A 21348-nucleotide genomic window follows, 5' to 3' on the forward strand; every position below is an offset into this window, starting at 1 on the left:
CCGCTGACCGGCCGGGATCCGGTGCCGGCGAACAAGCCGATGTTCCGGCACGAGCGGGCGAAGTTCGAAGCCGCGGGACTGACGCCGCAGCCGTCGCGACTGGTGCGCCCGCCGCGCCCGTGCAATCGGACATCTCCGGAGTCTTTCACATCGCCGAAGCGCAGGTCCCGACTGTGCACGGGCCCGGAGCTCGGACACAGCTTCCGGTCCGGAACGCCGTGAAGGCCCCCTCACCGGCGCAGTGCCGGCGAGGAGGCCTTCACAGACCATCAGCTATTCGTAGATCTCGCCCTTGGCGGCCTTCTCCACGAGCGAAGCCGGCGGCTCGAAGTGGTCGCCGTACCGGGCCGCGAGCTCGCGCGACCGGTCGACGAAGCCCTGCAGGCCGCCCTCGTACTGGTTGATGTACTGGATGACACCGCCCGTCCACGCCGGGAAGCCGATGCCGAAGATCGAGCCGATGTTGGCGTCCGCCACCGACGTCAGCACGCCTTCGTCGAAGCACTTCACCGTCTCGAGGGCCTCGGCGAAGAGCATGCGCTCCTTGAGGTCCTCGAACGGCACCTCCGCCGAGCCGGACTTGAACGCGTCGCGCAGGCCCGGCCACAGCCCGGTCCGCTTGCCGTCTTCTCCGTACTCGTAGAAGCCCGCGCCCGTCGAGCGGCCCTTGCGGTCGAACTCGTCGACCATCCGGTCGATGACGCCTTCCGACGCGTGCGCCTTCCACGTGCCGCCCGCGGCCTCGATCGCCTCGCGGGTCTCCTTGCGGATCTTGCGCGGCAGGGTCAGCGTCAGCTCGTCCATCAGCTGCAGCGGCGGCGCCGGGTAGCCGGCCTGCGAACCCGCCTGCTCGATCGACGCCGGCTCGACGCCCTCGCCCAGCGCGGCGACGGCCTCGTTGATGAACGTGCCGATCACGCGCGAGGTGAAGAAGCCGCGGCTGTCGTTGACGACGATCGGGGTCTTCTTGATCTGCAGCGTGTAGTCGAAGACCTTCGCCAGCGTCGCCGGGGAGGTCTTCTCGCCGCAGATGATCTCGACCAGCGGCATCTTGTCCACCGGCGAGAAGAAGTGGATCCCGATGAAGTCCTCGGTGCGCTGCACACCCTCGGCGAGGGTGGTGATCGGCAGCGTCGAGGTGTTGGAGCCCAGCACCGCGTCGGCGTTGACGACGCTCTCGATCTCGCCGAACACCTTGTGCTTCAGCTCGACGCTCTCGAAGACGGCCTCGATGACGAAGTCGACGCCCGCGAAGTCGGCCGGGTCGGCGGTCGGCTTGATCTTCGCCAGCAGCGCATCCGACTTCTCCTGCGTGGTCTTGCCGCGCGAGAGGGCCTTCTGCTCGATCTTGGCCGCGTAGCCCTTGCCCTTCTCGGCCGCCTCCAGCGAGACGTCCTTGAGCACGACGTCGATGCCGGCCTTCGCCGACACGTACGCGATCGCCGCGCCCATCATCCCGGCGCCGAGGACACCGACCTTCTTGGCCGTGTACTTCTCGAAGCCGTCCGGCCGCGAACCACCCGAGTTGATGGTCTGCAGGTCGAAGAAGAACGCCTTCGTCATGTTCTTCGAGACCTGGCCGGTCGCGAGGTGGATGAAGTAGCGCGTCTCGATCGTGATCGCGGTGTCGAAGTCGACCTGCGCGCCCTCGATCGCGGCGGCCAGGATCGCCCGCGGCGCCGGCATGTTCGCGCCCTTGATCTGCTTGCGCAGGTTCGCCGGGAACGCCGGGAGGTTGGCCGCGAAGCTCGGGTTGGACGGCGTGCCGCCCGGGATCTTGTAGCCCTTGACGTCCCACGGCTGGACGCCGCCTTCGGGGTTCGCCTTGATCCACGCCTTCGCGGCGGGGACGAGCTCCTCGACCGTGCCGACGAGCTCGTGCACCAGGCCGAGCTCGAGCGCCTTGGCCGGGCGGTGGCGCTGACCCTGCAGCAGGACGTTCAGCAGCGCGCTCTGGATGCCGAGCAACCGGACGGTGCGCACGACACCGCCGCCGCCGGGCAGCAGGCCCAGCGTCACCTCGGGCAGGCCGATCTGGCTGCCCTTGACGTCGGCGGCGATGCGGTGGTGCGTCGCCAGCGCGATCTCCAGGCCACCACCGAGCGCGGCGCCGTTGATCGCCGCGACGACCGGCTTGCCGAGCTGCTCGATGCGGCGCATCTGGCCCTTCATCGCGCCGCTGCCCTCGGTCAGCTCGACCGCGTTCTCGGGCTTCGCCTGGATGAGGTCGTTCAGGTCGCCGCCGGCGAAGAAGGTCTTCTTCGCGGACGTGATGACAACACCGGTGATGGTGTCCTTCTCCGCCTCGAGGCGGTCGACCGTGACACCCAGCGACTCGCGGAAGTCGGCGTTCATCGTGTTCGCCGACTGGTTCGGGTCGTCCAGGGTCAGGGTGACGATGCCGTCGGAGTCCTGCTCCCAGCGGATGGTCTTGCTCTCGGCCATTGTGGTCCTCACACCCGCTCGATGATGGTCGCGACGCCCATGCCGCCGCCGATGCACAGGGTCACCAGCGCGCGGCGCGCCTGGCGGCGTTCGAGCTCGTCGACCACGGTGCCGACCAGCATCGCGCCGGTGGCGCCGAGCGGGTGACCCATGGCGATCGCGCCACCGTTGACGTTGACCTTGTCCTCGTCGAGGTGCAGGTCCTTGATCCACTTGAGCACGACGGACGCGAACGCCTCGTTGAGCTCCCACAGGTCGATGTCCTCGGGCTTGAGGCCCGCGGTCTTCAGCACCTTTTCGGTGGCCGGCGTGGGGCCGGTGAGCATGATCGTCGGCTCGGAGCCGATCGACGCGGTCGCCACGATCCGGGCGCGCGGCGTCAGCCCGAAGGTCTTGCCGATCTGCTCGGAGCCGACGAGCACCAGCGCGGCGCCGTCGACGATGCCGGAGGAGTTGCCGCCGGTGTGGACGTGGTTGATGCGCTCGACCGAGTGGTACTTCTGCAGCGCGACGGCGTCGAAGCCGCCCAGCTCGCCGATGCCCGCGAAGGCCGGCTTGAGCTTGCCGAGGCCCTCGACGGTGGAGCCCGGACGACGGTGCTCGTCGTGGTCGAGGACCGTGACGCCGTTGATGTCCTTGACCGGGACGACGGACTTGGCGAAGTAGCCGCCGGACCAGGCCGCTTCGGCGCGCTCCTGCGAGCGGACGGCCCACGCGTCGACGTCCTCGCGCGAGAAGCCCTCGATGGTCGCGATGAGGTCGGCGCCGGTGCCCTGCGGGACGATGTAGTTGTCGTACGCGGTGGCCGGGTCCATGAACAGCGCGCCGCCGTCGGAGCCCATCGGCACGCGCGACATCGACTCGACGCCGCCGGCGATGATCAGGTTGTCCCAGCCGGAACGGACCTTCTGCGCGGCGGTGTTGGTGGCCTCCAGGCCGGAGGCGCAGAAGCGGTTGAGCTGCACACCGGCGACGGTCTCGGGCAGGCCGGCGTTCAGCGCGGCGGTGCGCGCGATGACCGCGCCCTGCTCGCCGACCGGGGAGACCACGCCGAGTACGACGTCGTCGATCACCGCGGGGTCGAGGTTCGGGTGGCGGACCTTGAGCTCTTCGATCAGGCCGACCACCAGGTCGACCGGCTTGGTGCCGTGCAGGGCACCGCCCTTGTTCTTGCCGCGAGGCGTGCGGATCGCCTCGTAGATGTAGGCCTCGCTACTCACAGAACAACTCCTCGCGAGCGGGTGGGACGTCTTCGTACCGTGACCGATGATACCGGCCAGTAGTGCTAATGGCCATTAACATATCGCCGGACAACCCCATGGTGTCAATGGGTTGCGGGTGTGCCGTTAGCCGCTATCGTTCACTCACCATGACCGACGTCGAGCGCTCCACGCGTCCCCGCGACCGCAAGGCCCAGCTGGCCGCGGTGGCGGCGGAGCTGTTCCGCGCGCGCGGCTTCCCCGGGGTCGGCATCAAGGACATCGCGGACGCGGCGGGCGTCACCGGGCCGGCGCTGTACCGCCACTTCGCGGACAAGCAGGCGATCCTCGCGTACGTCGTCCTCAGCGGCTTCGAGGACATGGAGGCGGCGACAGCGGAAGCGCTCTCGGACTCCGTACCGCCCGCCGACCAGCTGGAATCCCTGCTCCGCCTGCTCGCGACGCAGGCCGTCGAGCGCCGGGAGATCGCGGCGTTGTGGCGCTGGGAAGGCCGCCACCTGCCCAAGGAGGACCAGCGGGAGATCGGCCGCCGCTCGGCGCTGGCGCTGTCGGCGTGGTCGAAGGCGTTGCTCGCCCAGCGCCCCGATCTGTCCGGCGAAGACGCGGAGCTGCTGTGCTGGGCGGCACTGTCGGTGTTCGGCAGCGTGTCGGTGCACCACACGTCGGTGGCGCGCCGGCGGTTCGCCGCGCTGTTGGTCGAGCTGGCTCTCGGTGTGCTGAACGCCACACTCCCGACGCCGTCCGCACCGCCGTCTTCACCGGTGAGCGGGCTCGGCACGCCGTCACGCCGCGAGCAGGTCCTCGCGGAAGCGACGGCGCTGTTCGCCCAGCGCGGCTTCCACGACGTGAGCATGGAGGACATCGGCGCGGCGGCGGGCATCGCGGGCCCGAGCGTCTACCGCCACTTCCCGAGCAAGGCCGCCCTGATGGTGGCGATCGGCCACCGCGCGGCGGACCGGCTGGCGCTGGCGGCCGAGCGCGCGCTCCAGGCCCCGGACGAGCGCTCGGCCCTGCGCCGCTTGGCGGAGTCGTACGTGCACACGATTCTGCACACGCCGGAACTGCTGGTGTCGTTCTCGGCGGACCGCGTCACGATGCCCGACCGCGACAAAGCGGATCTGCTGCGCGTGCAACGCGATTACGTCGCGCAGTGGGTCACGCTGCTTTCCGCGATCCGCCCGTCCCTGCCGCCGAGGGAAGCCAAAATCACCGTCCACGCGGCGCTGACCATCGCAAACGACCTCGCGCGCACCCGTCGCGTGGCGGCCCGCCCCCACTTCGCGGCGGAGCTGACGACCCTCCTGCACACGGTGCTCGACGTAGCCTGATCGGCGCACGGCGTCCGTCCCTGTCGAAACGGCCCGGAATGCGGGACAATGAAATCGGGCCGACGGGGTCCGCTCTCCCTGCGGAAGGGGAAAAGCGCGATGCAAGCAGCTCGTTCCGGCGCAGAAGACGGAATCGAATCCGAGCTCCTCGACCTCGGCGGCGTCTCCCTCACCAGACTCCGCACCCTGGAGGGCGGCGAGCTGCGCAAGTCGTTGCGGCATGCGGTGGAACGGGCCTCGCACGTGCAAGTGACCGCCAGCGGGAGCGAGGCCAAGCGGGTCGACTGACCATGATTTCCCAGCAAACCGACGATCCCGCCGCGGAACTGAACCGCCACCAGCTGCTCTGGTCGGACTTCGACGCGATCGCCCGCGGCGAAGGCGGTTCCGGGCCACTGCGCAAACTGCGGGCGGCCGAACGAAGCCGGCGGCTCCTGCTGCTCCGCAATCTGGTCGAAGTGGTCACGAAATCCGAAGACCTGTACCACCCGCTCCCGTCTCCGGAAACGGCGTGGGAACTGCTTGCTCGTGTCGAACACGCTGCGCCCCAAGCGCTCGAGACGATCCTCGCCCACCCGTACACCGGAACTTGGGCCGGCTACACGACCCGGCTGTACCGGCAGGACGTCACTGGTGTTTGCCCGTTCTGGGTGCACGTTGGGCACGTGCACTGCCTGGCCGCCGCGGCCGCCGTCCGCGCCGGGATCCCGTTCGAAACGGAAATTCCGGTCTGGCACGGGAAAGCCGCGCTGCCGACGCTCGGTTCGGCTCAGCTGCGCACCGACGCGCCGTTTTCCGTCGCCACGGTCCGGGGCGGCGGCGACGGGGTGGAAATCCGGAACCGCCACTCGGTGGTCCGACTGCCGACGCACCCGTCCGCCGACGCGCCGGGGTGGTCCGGGATCCGGAAGACCGTGTGCTGGTCCGGTGAGCGACGGCTCGAAGTCCGGCTCGACGACCTGGATCCCTATCGCGGGCTGTACGAGCCGATCCCACCGGACCGGCTGAGCCCGGTCGAAGTCGAATCGTGGCGGACCGTGCTCGACGGCGCCTGGTCGCTGCTCGCCGAGCACCTGCCCGCCGTCGCGGACACCCTGCGCGTCGGGCTGGACTCGATCGTGCCCGAGCCCACCGTCCCGTTCCGGCTGCCCAGCGCGTCCACCGGAGAAGCGTTCGGCAGCGCGATCGTCGCGTACGGCGAAGATCCCGCGACGCTGGCGGCCGCACTGGTGCACGAGTTCCACCACATCCGGCTGGGCGGCTTGCTCCACCTCGTCCGGCTCAGCGTCGACGACCCACGGGAGCGGCTCTACGCACCTTGGCGCGCCGACCCGCGCCCGATCGGTGGTGTGCTGCACGGGATCTACGCTTTCTTCGGCGTGGCGCTGTTCTGGCGCGCACTCGCCGCGACGGAACCGGACCACGAACTCGCCGCTTTCGAATTCGCGTTGCGGCGCGAGCAAGTCCGGCGCACGCTCGAGGTGGTGCGCGCCGACGAGAGTCTCACCACGGCCGGCCGCCGATTCCTGGCGGGTGTCACCGCCGAAGTCGACCCGTGGCAGGACGAGCCGGTCGCCGCGGGCCCTCGTGCCCGGGCGCGGTTCGCCGCCGAAGACCACTACGCGGCCTGGCGGATCAGGCACCTCCGCCCCGACCCGGGCGTGGTGGCGGAGCTGGCGGCGACCTGGCGAGCCGGACTCGCGCGGCCGCGGTCCGCCACTGCGACGCTGCCCGAGCCACGAGTCCCGACCCCGGTCCCGGACGGCGACTGGCAGGACGCCCGCACGGACCTGATCCGGCTCCGCCTCGGCCCGGACGGCGCCGCGCGATTCGCCGCGCAGGGGTCCGCGGTCCCGGGCGCGACGGAAGCGGATCTGCACTTCGTGGCCGGACGGCCGGAAGAAGCCGCCGCGGGCTATCGGAAACTGCTGGCGGCGGACCCGGACGACCCGGCGGCCCTGGCCGGCTTGGGACTGGCCCTCGCGGCGCGCAGCACCGGGCCGACGTCCCGCGCGCTGCTGCACCGCCCGGAACTGGTCCGGGCGGTGCATCGAGCTTTGCGTGGCGGACCGGGAGGGTCGCCTTCAGTGGAGGCGATCGCCGGCTGGCTGGGGCGGTTCACGCATTGACCGGCGTCCGTCGGTTCAGTGCTCGGGTGCGTCCTCGCTGGATGACGAGTAGGCAGCCCGGCTAGTGGGCTTTGAGCCGGAAGCTGGGAACGAGCGCCGCGAACTCTTGGAAGACGGTCGGAGCGTCCGTGCCGGCCATCGAAAACGTGATCGCCGCCAAGGCCGCCAGCACGATGATCACCACGCCGACGAGGCAGAGCAACTTGACCAGGCGTCGGTACAGCTTTGCGCTGGTCAGGACCTCGACGATGGCCCACCAAACGGTGTGATCAGGTGGTCGATCTGGGCTGCGGCCTTCATCGCCGATAGTCTTGGGCATTGCGGCTGTGCTCCTGTCGTTGTGAGGCGTCGGGGTCGTCGTGCCGGGGCGTCACCTGTTGCACCAGGTGGCGCCCCTTTCCGCGTCGAGCTCCAATTCGACGGGTTCGTGAGCGTGGAAATTCTGTCTGTGGCGAGTTGCACGCGGAATCAACCGGATGAGAATCCAGCTCTCACAAAAGAATTGACGATCAGCAGACGTGATCGACTTGTCCGGTTGAACTGACACCGGACTACGGAGCGGAAACGTGCCGTTCGAACGCGATGCCCGGCCGGGCGGCGAAGATCGTTCGCCCCCGGCCGGCTCGACGCGCAGCTACATCGGCATCGGGTCGATGTCGCAGTCCGCGCGGATGCCTCGCAACGCAGACTCGGTACCCGGGTGGTTTTCGCCGAGCACCAAGCGATACCGCGTAAGCGCGTCCTCGTAGAGCGCGTCCGCCTCGGTCGCCTCGCCCAGGGCTCGCAGGTCCAGCGAACGGTTGAGCTGCACGGCAAGCGTGGTCGGGTGGTCGTCACCGAGTACACGACGGGCACGGTCCAGCAGGTCGGAATCCATGGCCGCCGCTTCGGCGACCCGATCCAGTGCGAAGAGGTCGCTCGCCAGGTCGATCCCGCAGACGATCGTGTGCGGGTGATCCTCGCCAAGGGCTTCCCGCATTCCCGCCAGCGCCTTCTCGTCGACGACCCGGGCGCTGGCCGGGTCACCACTGAGCCGAAGGGTCACCCCGAGGTCGAGCTGGGCCGACAGAGCGTGCGGGTGCTTTTCCCCGAGGTTCTCGCGATAGAGGTCGTAAACTTCTTCGCCGAGCTTGCGGGCGTCGGCGAACCTCCGCGCGTGCCGGAGATCGATGGAATGCCCCAGCGCACAGGCCATGGCGTTCGGGTGACTGTCGCCGTAGCGACCGCGGATCTTCTTCAGCGCATCACTCGAAATCTCGAATGCTGCGACGTGGTCGCCGTCCTTACGGCAAGCCACCGACTCGAAATAACGACGCCGAAGCGTGCCGACGCTGTGGCCGCCGTAAAGCTGCTCCGCGCGTTCCGCGATGCGTTGCATTTCGATGCGCGCCCATGGATAGTGCCCGAGTTCTCGGCGCGCCAAAACTTGCAACACCTGCGTGTTGATCGTCAGGACATTGCCGTAACCGAAGACTTCGGCCCTGCGGGCGTACGTTTCTTTTGAAAGTTCGAATGCTTCTTCGTACTCGCCCGTCAGCAGAAGGGCGACAATGAACTCGTGCGCGGAAAACAAGGTGGTCGGATCGTCGTCCCCGAACAGGCCTCTGGCTTGTTCGTAGATTTCCCTGTTACGGTTCCGCGCCTCCGCGAAATCGCCGCGCGCCTTCAAAATCAGCGCATAAGTGAGCTGGGCTGTCAGCGTTTCTTCACTCTCCGGCCCGACTGCCTCGATGTAACGTCGGCGCGTCTCCTTCGCGACTTTTTCAGCTTCGTCGTAGCGCCCGACGACCCAATAGAAGAACGCCAACCGTTCGGACGCGCTGAGCTCCAGCAAGGGCGGGTCTTCAACGGGTTCCTCGCCGCGGGCGAGGCGTTCCTCCCGATCCGTCGCCCACGCTTTCACCGTCCGCTCGGCAAGCGCGAGCGCTCCTTGATGGTCACCCCAGTGGTAGAGGAATTTGAAAAGGTTGATGACGAGCTGCCGCACCCAGGGATCGGTGCACTGGGTCAATTCGGTGTCATAGATGTGGGGCAGGATCTCTTGGTACCGCGGCCACGTCTGCGTTGCCGCGGGGTCGTTCGGGTCGAGGTTCGCCAGCAGCAGGTGCGCACCGTGGCGCATTTCCATGCGGTCTTGGTCGCCCATCCGGTTGCGCAACACCAGCTGGACCAACCGGTGCAGCAAGAGGGTGTCGCTCCGGTGGTCGATCTTGGCCAGACCGTAGCGGTTGATGTCGCGGATCGCGCGACTTAGCCGCATCGGGTCTCTCAGGGCGGAATCGAGTTCGGGTGCGACGGAGATCCCACGGACCCCGGCGAACAAGCTCCGGGAAATCGGCTCCGGCGCGAAGAAGGCACAGACTTGCAGCAACTGGTGAGCAGCCGGGCTGCGGGAGCTCAGCTCGTCGAAGGACACGTTCCACGCGGCGGCGACCGACACCTCGTAGTCGCTCGGGGCGGAGGTGTCGAGGATCTCGGTGACCTTCTCGTCGAACAGCCGCAGGTACTCATCCGCCGGCATGCCGGTCTCGGCGAGCCACGCGGCGGCCTGCTCGACCGCGAGCGGCAGGTCTCCGAGCTTCTCCGCGATCAGGTCGGAGTCTTCGTCCGCGAGTGCGGAGCGGCGGAGGCTGAGCAGGTTCTTGCTTTCGTCACGTTGGAAGACGGCGACTTCGAGCGGTCGCGCGATACCGGCCCAGCTGGGGTTGCGGGAAGTCACCAGGATCTGACCGGGCCCGTCGACCGGGAAGAAGGGCCGGACCATGTCCGGGTCTTCGGCGGAGTCGAAGACCAGCAGCCAACGACGGTAAGGGCGGCCCAGCCGTAGTGCCTCGCGGACCGCCGGGACCGCGGTGATGGCTTCGTCGGCGCCCGGCAGCCGCAGGTGCTGGGCCAATTCGGTGAGCGACTTGCGGATCTGCGTGGGCTGGGTGGCTTGGATCCACCAGACGATGTCGTAGTCTTGCAGGTGCCGGTAGATATATTCCACCGCCATCTGCGTCTTGCCAATGCCGCCCATTCCGTGCAACGCCGCAGGCAGGACAGCGGTGGTGCCCGCACCCAGCCGCTCGCCCAATTGATCGAGTAGTTCACGTCTCCCGGTGAAATTGGGGTTTTTCGGTGGGACAACACCCCAAACGGGTGGTGCTTCATCACCAGATCGGCGTACGCTTCGACTGGTCATGTCGGCAACTTCGCGGACGACCTTCGTGCGCAGAGCCGGCGGCGTCTCGCTGGGCGACGGGGATATGTCCGCGGTCCCGGCATCGGGGCGGACAACGGATTCAGGTTCACTCGCGGAACCCATCGGCTTGAGTTCCTGCGACATCGTGTCACTCACCGCCGGGATGTTAGTGGTTCGATCGCCGAGCTGACCAATGCCCGCGATTCTACTCTCCAACCGATCCGCCCGGGACAAATACGGGCCGGACAACGCACGCATGAGGTCACGTTCCAGTGCTATCTCCGCGGGCGTCGCCGCCGGGAGAACGGGGTCCGGGGTGGCGTCCGGGGCCGCCAGTGCGGCCTGGAGCCGCACCAGCACCGGCATCTGGTCGCCGTAGCGGCGGGAAGCGCTGATCACCGCGTGCGCCGTGTCCGAACGCCGGGCGCCGCGCAGGAGCAGCTGGCGCACGTGGCCGGCGAATTCCCATTGCGAGCGGTCCCACGGTGTTCCGTCGCTGGCTCGCTCGAGCAGGCCGCTGGTGAAGACCTCCGCGAGGTGGTCCGGGCCGGAACCCGGGACGAGCTCGGCCTGCAGCGTCCGGGCGACGCCGACGTCCACGGGTACCGCCGCGAGCAGCGTCGCCAGCCGGAACGCCGGTGGTGACGCCGAGCTGTGGAAGTGCTGCACCTTCTCCCGTGCGGACCGCTCCACCCGCTCCCCGGCCTCGGCATCGACCGGGCGCGGCTCGTCGTGGGCGAGCACGACCGCGGCTTTCCGCGCCACGCCGCCCACTCCCGTCACCAGCGACGCCCACCAGCCGATCCACCGGTCCTGCAGCTCCAGTACCGGCACCGCCACCGCGCCGGCCGTGAGCTCCTCGGCTTCCTCCGGGTCCAGCAGCGCGTCGGCTGAACGTACGTCGTAAGTCCCGTTGGGGCGCAGGGGGCCCGGTGAGGTGAGCACCGTCTGGCGGACGCCCATCCCGCCGCGCGACCAGAGCCGGTGGGGCAGCAGGTGCACGATCGCGACCGGCATCGCCCGCCCCCACCGGGCCAGCATCGGGGAGACCAGGTCCCGGTGCCACGCGTCGCTGACGCCGTCGGTGACCAGCAGCAGCAAGCTCCGGCCCGCCGAGCCGATCAGTTCCCCCGGCCCCCTCGCCGGGGCGTCGGCCGTCCCGCCGCGCAAGGTGGGGCCGACGACCGCGCCGCCTTCCGCGGGCCCGGTCTTGCCCGTCTCGAGCAGCCTGACGCGGACGGACCGGAAGGCGCCGACGCGTTCCACCAAGCGGACGAACGCGTTCACGGTGGGGGTCCAGAGCGCCATCGACGGCGTCGAATCGATCACGAGCGTGAGGTCGAGCCAGCGGTCGCGGCGGCGGCGGGTGATCGGCAGCCACATTTCGCTCTGCGCCGCTTCCTCCGCGGTGCGTTCTTCGTCGAGTTCGACGTCGGCGTCGCTCTTGGACGCGACTTTCCGCTTGAAGGGCCGCAACGCGCGGACGAGCTGGGCCGCCCCGGGCAGGACCGGCGCGGTCGCCACTTCGGCGAGTTCCACGTCCGCCCGGCCGGCGCCGGGCTCGCGTGCGAGCAGACCGCCGTTTCCGGCGGCCCGCTCGGTGAGCCATTCCCGGTCGTCCGCCGGTGGGCCGGGGGCCGGACCACCTCCGCCGGCGGCCGGCACGAGTTCGGGTTCGTCGCTGTCACGTGCCGCCGGTTCGGGGCCTTCCCGCCGGGTTTCGACCGGGTCCGGCGGCGGTGCGGCCGGTCGCGCGGGGCGCTCCGCCGGTCCGGGGGCCGGCATCGCGGTCCCGTTGATCGCCGCCATGAGCCACAGGCCGTCGCCGAGTTCGGTCCACGTCAGGTCGGGCTCGCCCGCGGTGGGGTCCGGCATCTCACGGCCCCTGCGGGTTGAGCTGGCGCCACAGCGAATCGACCAGGCGAGGCCAGGCGTCGGTCTCGGGCCGGTAGGCGCCGGAGGTCGCCAGGAAGATCGCGTCGAGCAGTTTGTCGGCCGGCAGGCCGCCCACCGTCGCGCTGCGGGTGACGAAGTCTTCGATCAGCGCGGCCCGGTGGCCGTCCGGGTCGATGGCGTGCGCGGCGACCATCGCCGCGAGCTGGTCGGCGTCCGGCTCCCGGGTTTCCAGCCGCAGGCACCGGCGCAGGAACGCGGGCGGGAATTCCCGTTCACCGTTGCTGGTGATGACGACGACGGGGAACGCCGCGCACCGGACCCGGCCGTGCTCGATTTCGGCCTTGTACCCCGGATCCGCCGTGAACACCTCGGCCCGCACCGAGCGCCGGGCGTCCCGGGCCAGCTCCGGGACCGCGAATTCGCCGTCTTCGAACAACCCGAGGAGGTCGTGCGGCAGATCCGATTCGGACTTGTCCAGCTCGTCGATCAGGAGCACCCGCGGCAGCCTGCGCGGGAGGAACGCCGTGCCCAGCTCACCCAGCCGGACGAACTCGCCGATCGGGACCTCCCCCGGGGTTCCCGCGCCGGAGGCGGCGATTTCCTTCCACGCGGCCGCGGCCTGGACCCGGCCGATCGCGTCGTAGTCGTAGAGGCCGGACTTGAGCGTGGTCTGCGAAGTGATCGGCCAGCGGAGCACCCGGCCGAGTCCCAGTTCCCGGGAAATCCGGTAGGCCAGGCTCGACTTGCCGCTCCCCGGCCTGCCGGTGACCAGCAACGGACGGCGGAGGTACAGCGCCGCGTTGACCATCTCGACTTCGTGCTCGTCGACGGTCCGCGCGGAGTAGCTGAGCTCCGTGCCCAGCTTGCGCTCGACTTCCCCGTCGTCGGGCGGGAAGACGTCGCGCTCGGGAAGCGCGGCTCCCCGAAAGGTCCGCCACGGAGGTGGGGCCGGCAGCCGGTCGGCCAGCCTGATGTCGTGCAACGGACGACCGGTACCACGGTAAATCCACCAATCGGGCGGACTGTCCGGATGCTGTGACGCACCGATCCGGGTGTCAGGAAGCTCGGTCACGCGAATCGGCACCTCCTTCGAGGTGCCCGATGATCCCGGTTTCGCCGAGGGGAAGCAACCGATTCGGGTCGTCCCATAGCACCACCAGGTCCGTGAGTACACCACCATCGCCCGGGGACGGCGGATTCCGAAGAGCTTCCAGTCGAGACTCCCTCGCCAGCGCGGGCAAATCCCCCAATCCGCCACGGCTTTCGGCTAGCCAGGCTACCACTTCGCGTACGACTTCCGAAGAGGCCGACGGGTGCCAGACGATGACCGGGACCCCCGCTCGCAACGCCGGCAAAAGCTCGTCCCCGCCCGATGTCGCCCTGACCGGCGGCGATTCGGTGAGCACCGCCATCGCCCATTGCCGATTGCTCAAAACAGCCTCCAGCCGAAGTCGATCGGGACTGTCATCGGCGCTGCAGAAATACACCCGTTCGAACGAAGGATCACGAGTCCAGGACTCCCAACGCTGCCGCCACACGCGATGCCAGCGCGGCGAGCTCATCCGTTCCAGCGAACGCACCACGGTCGGGTAACTGAGGTACAACGGTTTGGGTGAACCGGAAGCGCGCTCCGTGGCCCACGCGTGCACCGGCAGGTTCAACAAGGCACGCGGCAGGACGAATTCGACCACCACGTCGGCCACCACCTCGGACCAGGCCTCTTCGGCCTCGGCCACCAGCACGTCGACGTGGCGCTCCAGCTGGCTCTCGCGGACCCGCACCGTCTCGCCGCAGGCGGGCGGCCAGTCCGCCGGATCTTCTTGCCGCCACGAGGACAACTCGTACAGGTCGTCGTCGATCGGATCCGGCCGCACGACCACGACGAGGTACAGCCGGCCCGGTGCCGGCCGGGGCACCGTCAGTTCTGCGCGCAGCTGGTCCAGCGCGTCCCGGAGCCGGAGCCGCCGGACCTGCCCGTCGGACCACGCGCGCAGTTCTGCGGCGAGGGCGGGTTCGCACTCGTCCGCGATCAGTTCGACGAACATCAACAGCGGCGGCAATTCCCCGGGACCCGCGTTGAAGTCGGCAAGACCGGAGAAGGCCGCCGACGCGTCTTCGTAGCGCGGCGGAGGAGAGACGTAGCGAGCGGCGCGGCGCACGGCCGTCCCGAGTCCCGGCGGCGCGAAACCCGCCAGCCGTTCCCGCAGTTTCTCCTGTTCGGCTTCCGGCACGACCTCGTGCATCCTGACCGAAGAAACCAGGGCGCGGACCTCGGCGCATTCCTTGCTGCCGGGGCGGAGGAACTCGATCACGCCCGCGAGCACGGTGAGCCCCTCACGGAGGCGGCAGCACGCAGAGACGATTTCGATCAGCTGGTCACGGCCGGTCAACTGGTCCGAAAAGGTGAACGGGTGGTCGAGCGCTTCGCGCAGTTCGCCTACCATCAGGGTGCGGATGGATTTGTCGTCGGCGAAGCCTGCGACCACCAGCACGTCCACCACTGCCCGGCGGACCGCGATACCCGGGCCGGGCTGCCCCTGCCTCGCCGCCACCTGCCGCACCACCTCCCACCCCCGAGAAGCGCACCGAAGATCGTGAGTTTACCTGTTCGGCGTAACCGTAAAAGGGCAAAAACATGACACAGGCGTGCCCGAGCTACAGGAGAGTGACGAATCGGCCACTCAGCCGGGGGAACCAGCCTCGAGGTGCCCGGTTGTCCGACCGTTCCCCCGGGCCGTCCCACACCGCGAACCGGCCCGTCGAAAACGGCGGATTCTTTGCACCATCCGGCGTAAGCTGCGGGGGCAGCCCACACCGAAGGGGTGAGCGGGGGCGTGTGCTAGCGTTCGCGCGCCTCCAAGCGGGTTCTCGAGAGAGGGGAAATCGCGATGCGATCGCCGGGCGGCAAGAAACGACCGGAGATCGAGTCCGAACTCCTGGACCTCAGCGCGGTTCCGCTCTCCCAGCTGCGGGATCTCGACTCCGCTGCGCTGCACAAGTCCGTCCGTCACGCAGCCGAACGAGCCGCGTACATTCCCGTGACGGCGAGCGGTAGTCAAGCGAAACGGGTCGACTAAAGCCGCTTCTCGAAGGACTGACCGTGCTCCCCTCAGGCAACACCTCTCCCGAATCCGCCATGCACACTTTCACTTGGGCGGAGTTCGACCTTCTGGCACGTTCCGAAGGCGGTCCGGACCTGGTTCGGCGGCTGCGGACCGCGGACCGCAGCCGTCGGCTCCTCCTCCTGCGGGACATCATCGACAAGGTGGCGGCCGCTCCGTCCCTCAGTGGTCCGCTGCCCTCCCCGGAACGCGCTTGGGACCTCCTCGTCCTCGCTCAGGAGACCGACCCGGCCGCCCTCGACGAGGTGCTCACCCACCCCTACACCGGCAGCTGGGCGGGTCACACGACGCGCCTGCTCCGGCAGCTGACCACCGACCCCCGTCCCCTGTGGGTCCACATCGGACACATCTACAGCCTTGCCGCGGCCGCCGCGGTACGAGCCCGGGTCGGCAACTTCCGCACGAGCGTGCCGGTGTGGCGCGGAGACGTCACCCTGCCCACGCTCGGCCTCGTCCAACTGGGCGATGCTCCCGAGTGCGAGACCGCGGAGCTGCATTCCTCGGGTGGCCGGATCGAGATCAGGACCGGCGACCGGGTCGTCGTCCTCCCGGCCGACCCCACCGCCGACGCGCCCGGCTGGCAGGGAATCCGCACCGCGGAGCTGGGCACCGGACGACGGCGGTTCTCGGTCCGGCTCGACGACGTCGACCCCTATCGCGGGCTTTTCGGTCCGATGGCACCCGACCGGCTGAGACCCGAAGATCTCGTCACCTGGCGCGCTCTGCTCGGCGAGGCCTGGGACCTGATCGACCGGCTTCTCCCGGGATTCGCCGAGGCCTTGCCCGCCGGTCTCGACACGATCGTGCCCAGACCGCCGTTCCCGTTCCGGCTGCCGAGTGCGTCGAGCGGCGAGGCGTTCGGCAGCGCACTCATCTCCCGTCCCGAGGACCCGGTCACCCTGGCCGCGGCGCTGGTGCACGAGTTCCAGCACATCCGGCTCGGCGGCCTGCTACAGGTCGTACGGCTGCACAACGACGATCGGACGGAGCGGCTCTACGCCCCGTGGCGGGACGACCCACGGCCGCTCGGCGGAGTCGTGCACGGTATCTACGCCTTTTTCGCGGTCGCGGAGTTCTACCGCGCGCTGGGCGCCGAGCAGCCGGACGACGTACTGGCGGCGTTCGAGTACGCCCACTGGCGGTACCAGGTCGTCCGGACCCTCGAAACGGTCCACGCCGACGAGGCGCTGACCGAGCCGGGGCGACGATTCCTCGCACACGTCACCGAGCGCGCGGAAGCTTGGCGGCACGACGAGGTCCTCGCGATCGCCGAGCACTGGTCCGACCTGATCGCAGCCGACCACCACGCCGGCTGGCGGCTCCGCCACCTACGGCCGGCGCCGGAGGCGATCGAGCTGATCGTCGGTGGCTGGCTGCGCGGGGAACCCGGTCCCGCGATCGAGGACGTGGGTACGACGTTGACGACCGAGGCCGACGGCGACTGGGCCAACGCACGTGCCGATCTGCTCCGAGTCCGCCTCGGTGACGACGGCGCGCGCCGCGCCCAGGCCGTCTGGCGGGAAGTACCGGGCGCCACGGAAGCGGATTTCGCGCTGGTGGACGGCCGCGGTGAGGACTCGGTCGAGGCATATCGAACCGAACTGCGCAGCGATCCGGACGCGCCGACCGCGTTGATCGGTCTCGGCCTCGCTTTGCGCGTCACCGGCGACGAGGCTGCCGCGACAGTCCTCCTCGAACGGCCCGAAGTGGTACGTGCCGTCCACCGCGGGATCCGCGGGCGATCGGCGCCGGAGCCCGCTACCGAAGACGTCGCACGCTGGCTCTCCGCCGCCTGGTGATCGGTCAGAGTGGCGTCGGGTCGATGTCGCAGACGGCTCGGACCCCTCGTTCGGCGGACACGGTCATCGGGTGGTCGGCGCGGAGCACCCGGCGGTAGCGGGCCACGACGTCTTGGTGCTGAGGCGCTGCGTCGCGGCTCCGTCCGGCCGCGTGCAGGTCGAGCGCCCGGTTGAGCTGGACAGCCAGGGTGACCGGGTGGTCTTCGCCCAGCGTCCGGCGAGCCCGCGCGAGGTTTTCGGTGTCGATGGCCAGCAGTTGCTCGGCGGACCACCGCCGATCGCCGACGGCTGCCCGGTCGTTCGCGAGTTCGATGGCCGCGGCGATCGTGTGCGGGTGATCGGCGCCGAGAATCCTTCGCAGGTCGTGGTGCGCGTGGTCGTCCCCGTCCCGTGCCGCCATCGGGGCGCCCAACAGGCGGAGTGTCACACCGAGGTCGACTTCCGCCACGAGCGTGTGGGGATGCCGACGACCGAGACTCACCCGGTAGAGGTCGACCGCCTGCTGTCCGAGAGCTCTCGCCGCGTCGAGCTCCCCGACGCACCGGAGATCGATCGAGTGCGCGAGCACGCACGGCAGGGTGTTCGGGTTGCCGAGGCCATAGCGGGACTTGAAGCGCTCCAGGGTACTTCGCGACAAGGCCAGCGCCGCCTCGTGCTGACCATCCTTCCGCAGCGCCACTGCGAGGTGGTACTCCCGCCGGACCACGCCGGCGTTTTCGTCACGGACCAGACGGCGGACCCGCTCGACGATCTTCTGCTGCTCGATCCTGGCCCAGGTGTATTCGCCGATTTCCCGCCGGCAGATCACCCAGATGTTCAGGGTGCTGATGGTGGCGGCGTTGTCCGGCCCCAGGACCTCCGAGCACCGCAACCAGGTGTCTTCGCCGATTCGTCCGGCCTCGTCGTACTCACCGGTCAGGAGCAGGGAAACGACCAGGTCGTGTGCGGCGGTCAGGGTCGTGGGTTCGCCGGCGCCCAAGACGGCGGCAGCTTCGTGGTAGGTCGCCAGGTTGAGCTTGCGCGCACCGGCGAAGTCGCCGCGCGCCTTCAGCACCGCGGCCACGGCCACCTGGGCGTTCAGGGTCTTCTCCGATCGCCGCCCAGTGGCCTCTCGCTGCTGGTAGAGGAGGAGGGTCCGGTTGTTGATCACTTCCGCTTCCTCGTAGCGCCCCAGCGACCAAAGGAAGAACCCGAGCCGTTCCGACGCCTCCAGCGTCAACGGGTCCGCTTCGCCGAACCGGTCCGTCCACGCCTCGACCACCCGTCGGGCGAGCACCGTCGCACCCGTGTGGTCACCCCAGAAGTACAAGAACTTGACCAAGTTGAGCACGAGGGCGCGCACCTGGTTGTCGTCGCAGTCGATCAGTTCGGCGGCGTAGATGTGGGGCAGCACCATGTGGTACTGAGGCCAGAGGCTCGGCTCCGCAGGATCATCCGGGTCGCGGTTCGCGAGCAGCAGATGAGCATCGTGGCGGATGCTGTGGTGGTGTTCGTCGCTCATCCGGTTGCGCAGCACCAGCTGAACCAGCCAGTGCAGCAGAAGCGTGTCCGACCGGTGATCCACCTTCGCCAATCCCCACCGGTGGATGTCGCGCAGAGCCTGGTCGAGCCGGCTGGGATCGCGCATGGCCGTGTCGAGCTCCGGAGTTATCGACAACCGCCGCGCTCCGGTGAAGAAGCTGCGAGAGATCGGTTCCGGGGCGAAGAAGGCGCAGACCTGCAGCAACTGGTGCGCGGCGGGGTTGCGGGTGCCGAGCTCGTCGAACGACACGTTCCAGGCGGCGGCGACGTGCACCTCGTACTCGGTCGGTGTCGATGTCTCGCGGATTTCTGAGGTCTTCTCCTCGAACCGGCGCAGGTACTCGTCCACCGGCATTTCGATTTCTACCCGCAGCGCCGCCGCTTGAGCGAGCGCGAGCGGCAGGTCGGCCAGGCGCCCGGCCAGCCGATCAGCCTGCTCCGCATCGAGCTGCCGGTCGTGCAGGCAGAGCAGTTCCACGCTTTCCGCCCTGGTGAACGGCCCCACCTCGATTCGCGGGGGAAAGGTTTCGGGCCACTCCAGGTGCCTGGTCGTCACCAAGATCTCACCTGGGCCCTCCGCCGGGAGGAACGGGAGCACCATCTCGGGATCGTCGGCCGCATCGAACACGAGCAGCCACCGCCGGTAAGGCTTGCCCTGGTGCAAGGCCTCGAGAACGTCCGGCACCGCGGTGACTGTCTCGGCGGCACCGGGCAATTCGAGCTGCCGCGCCAATTCCGTCAGCGACGCACGGATCCGCGTCTCCTGTGCGGCACTCACCCACCACACCAGGTCGTAGCGGTCGAGGTTGCGGTAGACGTACTCCGTCGCTATCTGGCTCTTGCCGAGCCCGCCCATGCCGTGGAGGACCGCGCGGCCGCCGTTGTGGAGGTCGTGCGCCAAGGCGGCCAAAAGCCGTTGGCGGCCGGTGAAGTCCGGGTTGCGGGCCGGTACCGCGCCCCAGACCGCCGGGGCGTCCGTGGTCAGCTGGCGGACTCGCTGGCGGGAGTCCGCCGCTTCTTCGTGGACGTCGGCGACCAGGTTCTCGGTCGTCGATCCGGGGTCCGGCACTTCGCCCGGCACCTGCGCGCCCAGCTCGGATTCCCAGTGGCGCAAGCGATCCGCGCGGCCGGCGTACGGGCCGGACAAGGCCCGCATCACCGCGCGTTCGAGTGCGACGCCGGCGGCCAGGCCGGTGTCGGCTTCCGGCAGTGGCGCGTGTTCGGGGTCCTCCAGCGCCGCGGCGACCCGGAGCAGGACCGGGTGCCGGTCGCCGAAGCGGCCGCCGGTGGCGCGGACGACCTGGACCGTGTCGGATCGGCGGCCGGCGGCGAGCAGGGCTTCCCGGACCGCGAGCGGGAATTCGTAGACGAGCTCGTCCCAGCCCTGGCCCGCTTCGAGGGTCGCCGGAACGTCGAGGAGGCCGCTGCCCAGCACCTCCGCGAGGTCGGCCGTGTCCGCGTCGGGGACCATTTCGGCCTGGACGAACCGGGCGATCGGCAGGCTGACCGGGACCGCGGCCAGCAACGTCGCCAGCCGGAACGCCGGGGGCGAAGCGACACCGTGGAAGTGCTTCACCTGGTCCTGCGCCGACAACACCGGCCCGTCCCACGCCTCGGCCGGCTGCGGCTGGGCCCGGGCCAGCAGCACGACCGCCTGCACCGGGTCCGGCTGCGCGCGGCTGATCGTCCGCGCCCACCAGCCGAGCCACCGCGGATCCAGTTCGACGACCGGGATCGGCACCGCGCCCGCGCCCGCCGTCTCCGGGTCTTCGCCGGTCAGCCAGGCGTCCGGGAGTTCGAGGCCGTAACGGCGGTTCGGCCGGAACGGGCCCGGTGTCGTCAGCCTGGCCTGGTGCAGCTGCGGTCCGGCCCGGCCCCACAGCCGCTGCGGAAGGACCTGGACGACCGCGACCGGCATGGTCCGTCCCCACTGGGCCAGCAGCGGAGCGACCGAATCCTGGTGCCAGGACTCGCCCATCCCGTCCGTCAGCACGACCAGGAGACGGCGGCCCGACGGGTCGAGCAGCTCGGCGGGCTGCCGTTCGGGCGCGCCGGGAGTGCCGCCCCGCAACACCGGCCCGGGCACCCCGTCGTCCGCGCGCTTGCCGGTTTCGAGCAGGCGCACCTGGATCGAGCGGAACGCGCCGAGCTGCCGGAGCAGTGTCAGGAACGCGGTCACGGTCGGCTGCCACAGCGCCATCGACGGACTCGAGTCGACGACGACGGTCAGGTCCAGCCCGCGGACCATGGCCGGTTTCGTGCGCGGGAGCCAGAGGTCGTCCTGCACCGCGTCTTCCGCGGTCAGCTCTTCGTCCAGGACGACGTCTTCTTCGTGGCGCGAAGGGCGGGTCCGCTTGAGCGAGCGGAGCGCGCGGATGATCGCGGCGGCCTCCGGCAGGAACCCGACCGGGCCGGACACCGCTGCGCCGGACGCCCCCAGGATTTCCGTGCTCTTCGCCAAAGCGGTGACGATCCGGTCGGGTGGGCGGCCGAGCGGCGGGGTCACCGGCCCGGCCGGTTCTTCCGGCGGCTCCGGGAAACCGTGCGCTCGTTCGTCTTCTTCGACCGCGGGGTCCGGCGACTCGAACTCCGGGTGGGCGCGCGGTGCCGAGTCCCCGATCGCCATCGCGAGCCACACGGCGTCGCCCACCTCGCTCCAGCTCAGCTCGGCGACGGTGGGGACGTCGGGTGGCTCCGGTGCCAC

At 69.6% G+C, this 21348-nt stretch carries 11 protein-coding genes; 4 read left to right on the plus strand and 7 right to left on the minus strand.

Going from position 1 to position 21348, the window contains the following annotated elements; genetic code table 11:
* Positions 1-273: 273 nt before the first annotated feature.
* Positions 274-2445 (minus strand): 3-hydroxyacyl-CoA dehydrogenase NAD-binding domain-containing protein, encoded by a 2172-nt coding sequence (locus ACLJQM_RS17855; RefSeq protein ID WP_410632063.1) that lies wholly within the window; start codon positions 2443-2445, stop codon positions 274-276.
* 8 nt (positions 2446-2453) lie between these two features.
* Positions 2454-3665: an acetyl-CoA C-acetyltransferase gene (locus ACLJQM_RS17860; protein ID WP_360765275.1), complete on the minus strand. Its 1212-nt coding sequence runs from the start codon at positions 3663-3665 to the stop codon at positions 2454-2456.
* Positions 3666-3814: 149 nt separating this feature from the next.
* Between ACLJQM_RS17860 and ACLJQM_RS17865 the strand changes: the two genes are divergently transcribed.
* The 3 genes from ACLJQM_RS17865 (at position 3815) to ACLJQM_RS17875 (ending at position 7122) form a co-directional block, all read left to right on the plus strand.
* Positions 3815-4993 carry a TetR/AcrR family transcriptional regulator gene (locus tag ACLJQM_RS17865; protein ID WP_410632064.1) on the plus strand — a complete coding sequence of 393 codons (1179 nt, stop codon included), beginning with the start codon at positions 3815-3817 and terminating at the stop codon, positions 4991-4993.
* 99 nt (positions 4994-5092) lie between these two features.
* Positions 5093-5281, plus strand: coding sequence for a hypothetical protein (locus ACLJQM_RS17870; RefSeq protein ID WP_247018985.1), 189 nt, complete (start codon positions 5093-5095; stop codon positions 5279-5281).
* Between the two features lie 2 nt (positions 5282-5283).
* The gene (locus tag ACLJQM_RS17875) at positions 5284-7122 is read left to right on the plus strand and encodes an aKG-HExxH-type peptide beta-hydroxylase (RefSeq protein WP_410632065.1); all 1839 of its coding nucleotides are present in this window, start codon (positions 5284-5286) and stop codon (positions 7120-7122) included.
* A 61-nt stretch (positions 7123-7183) separates the two neighbouring features.
* Here the strand turns inward: ACLJQM_RS17875 and ACLJQM_RS17880 are convergent, their stop codons facing one another.
* The 4 genes from ACLJQM_RS17880 to ACLJQM_RS17895 all read right to left on the minus strand — a co-directional run bounded on the left by ACLJQM_RS17880 (position 7184) and on the right by ACLJQM_RS17895 (position 14700).
* On the minus strand, positions 7184-7441 hold the full coding sequence (locus tag ACLJQM_RS17880; RefSeq protein ID WP_410632066.1) for a hypothetical protein: 258 nt from the start codon (positions 7439-7441) through the stop codon (positions 7184-7186).
* A gap of 315 nt (positions 7442-7756) precedes the next feature.
* Entirely contained in the window at positions 7757-12181 is a 4425-nt protein-coding gene (fxsT, locus tag ACLJQM_RS17885; protein WP_410632067.1) for an FxSxx-COOH system tetratricopeptide repeat protein, read from the minus strand.
* Between the two features lies 1 nt (position 12182).
* Complete coding sequence (locus ACLJQM_RS17890) at positions 12183-13184, minus strand: AAA family ATPase (RefSeq protein ID WP_410632068.1); 1002 nt, start codon at positions 13182-13184, stop codon at positions 12183-12185.
* Between the two features lie 73 nt (positions 13185-13257).
* Positions 13258-14700 carry an effector-associated domain 2-containing protein gene (locus ACLJQM_RS17895; RefSeq protein ID WP_360765259.1) on the minus strand — a complete coding sequence of 481 codons (1443 nt, stop codon included), beginning with the start codon at positions 14698-14700 and terminating at the stop codon, positions 13258-13260.
* 638 nt (positions 14701-15338) lie between these two features.
* Here ACLJQM_RS17895 and ACLJQM_RS17900 point away from each other — a divergent pair.
* Positions 15339-17123: an aKG-HExxH-type peptide beta-hydroxylase gene (locus ACLJQM_RS17900; protein WP_410632069.1), complete on the plus strand. Its 1785-nt coding sequence runs from the start codon at positions 15339-15341 to the stop codon at positions 17121-17123.
* 4 nt (positions 17124-17127) lie between these two features.
* On the opposite strand, the gene fxsT (ACLJQM_RS17905) is transcribed toward ACLJQM_RS17900, so the two are convergent.
* On the minus strand, positions 17128-21348 hold the full coding sequence (gene fxsT / locus ACLJQM_RS17905) for an FxSxx-COOH system tetratricopeptide repeat protein (protein WP_410632070.1): 4221 nt from the start codon (positions 21346-21348) through the stop codon (positions 17128-17130).

This window comes from Amycolatopsis sp. cmx-4-83 (assembly GCF_046548815.1).
Lineage (GTDB): Bacteria > Actinomycetota > Actinomycetes > Mycobacteriales > Pseudonocardiaceae > Amycolatopsis > Amycolatopsis pretoriensis_A.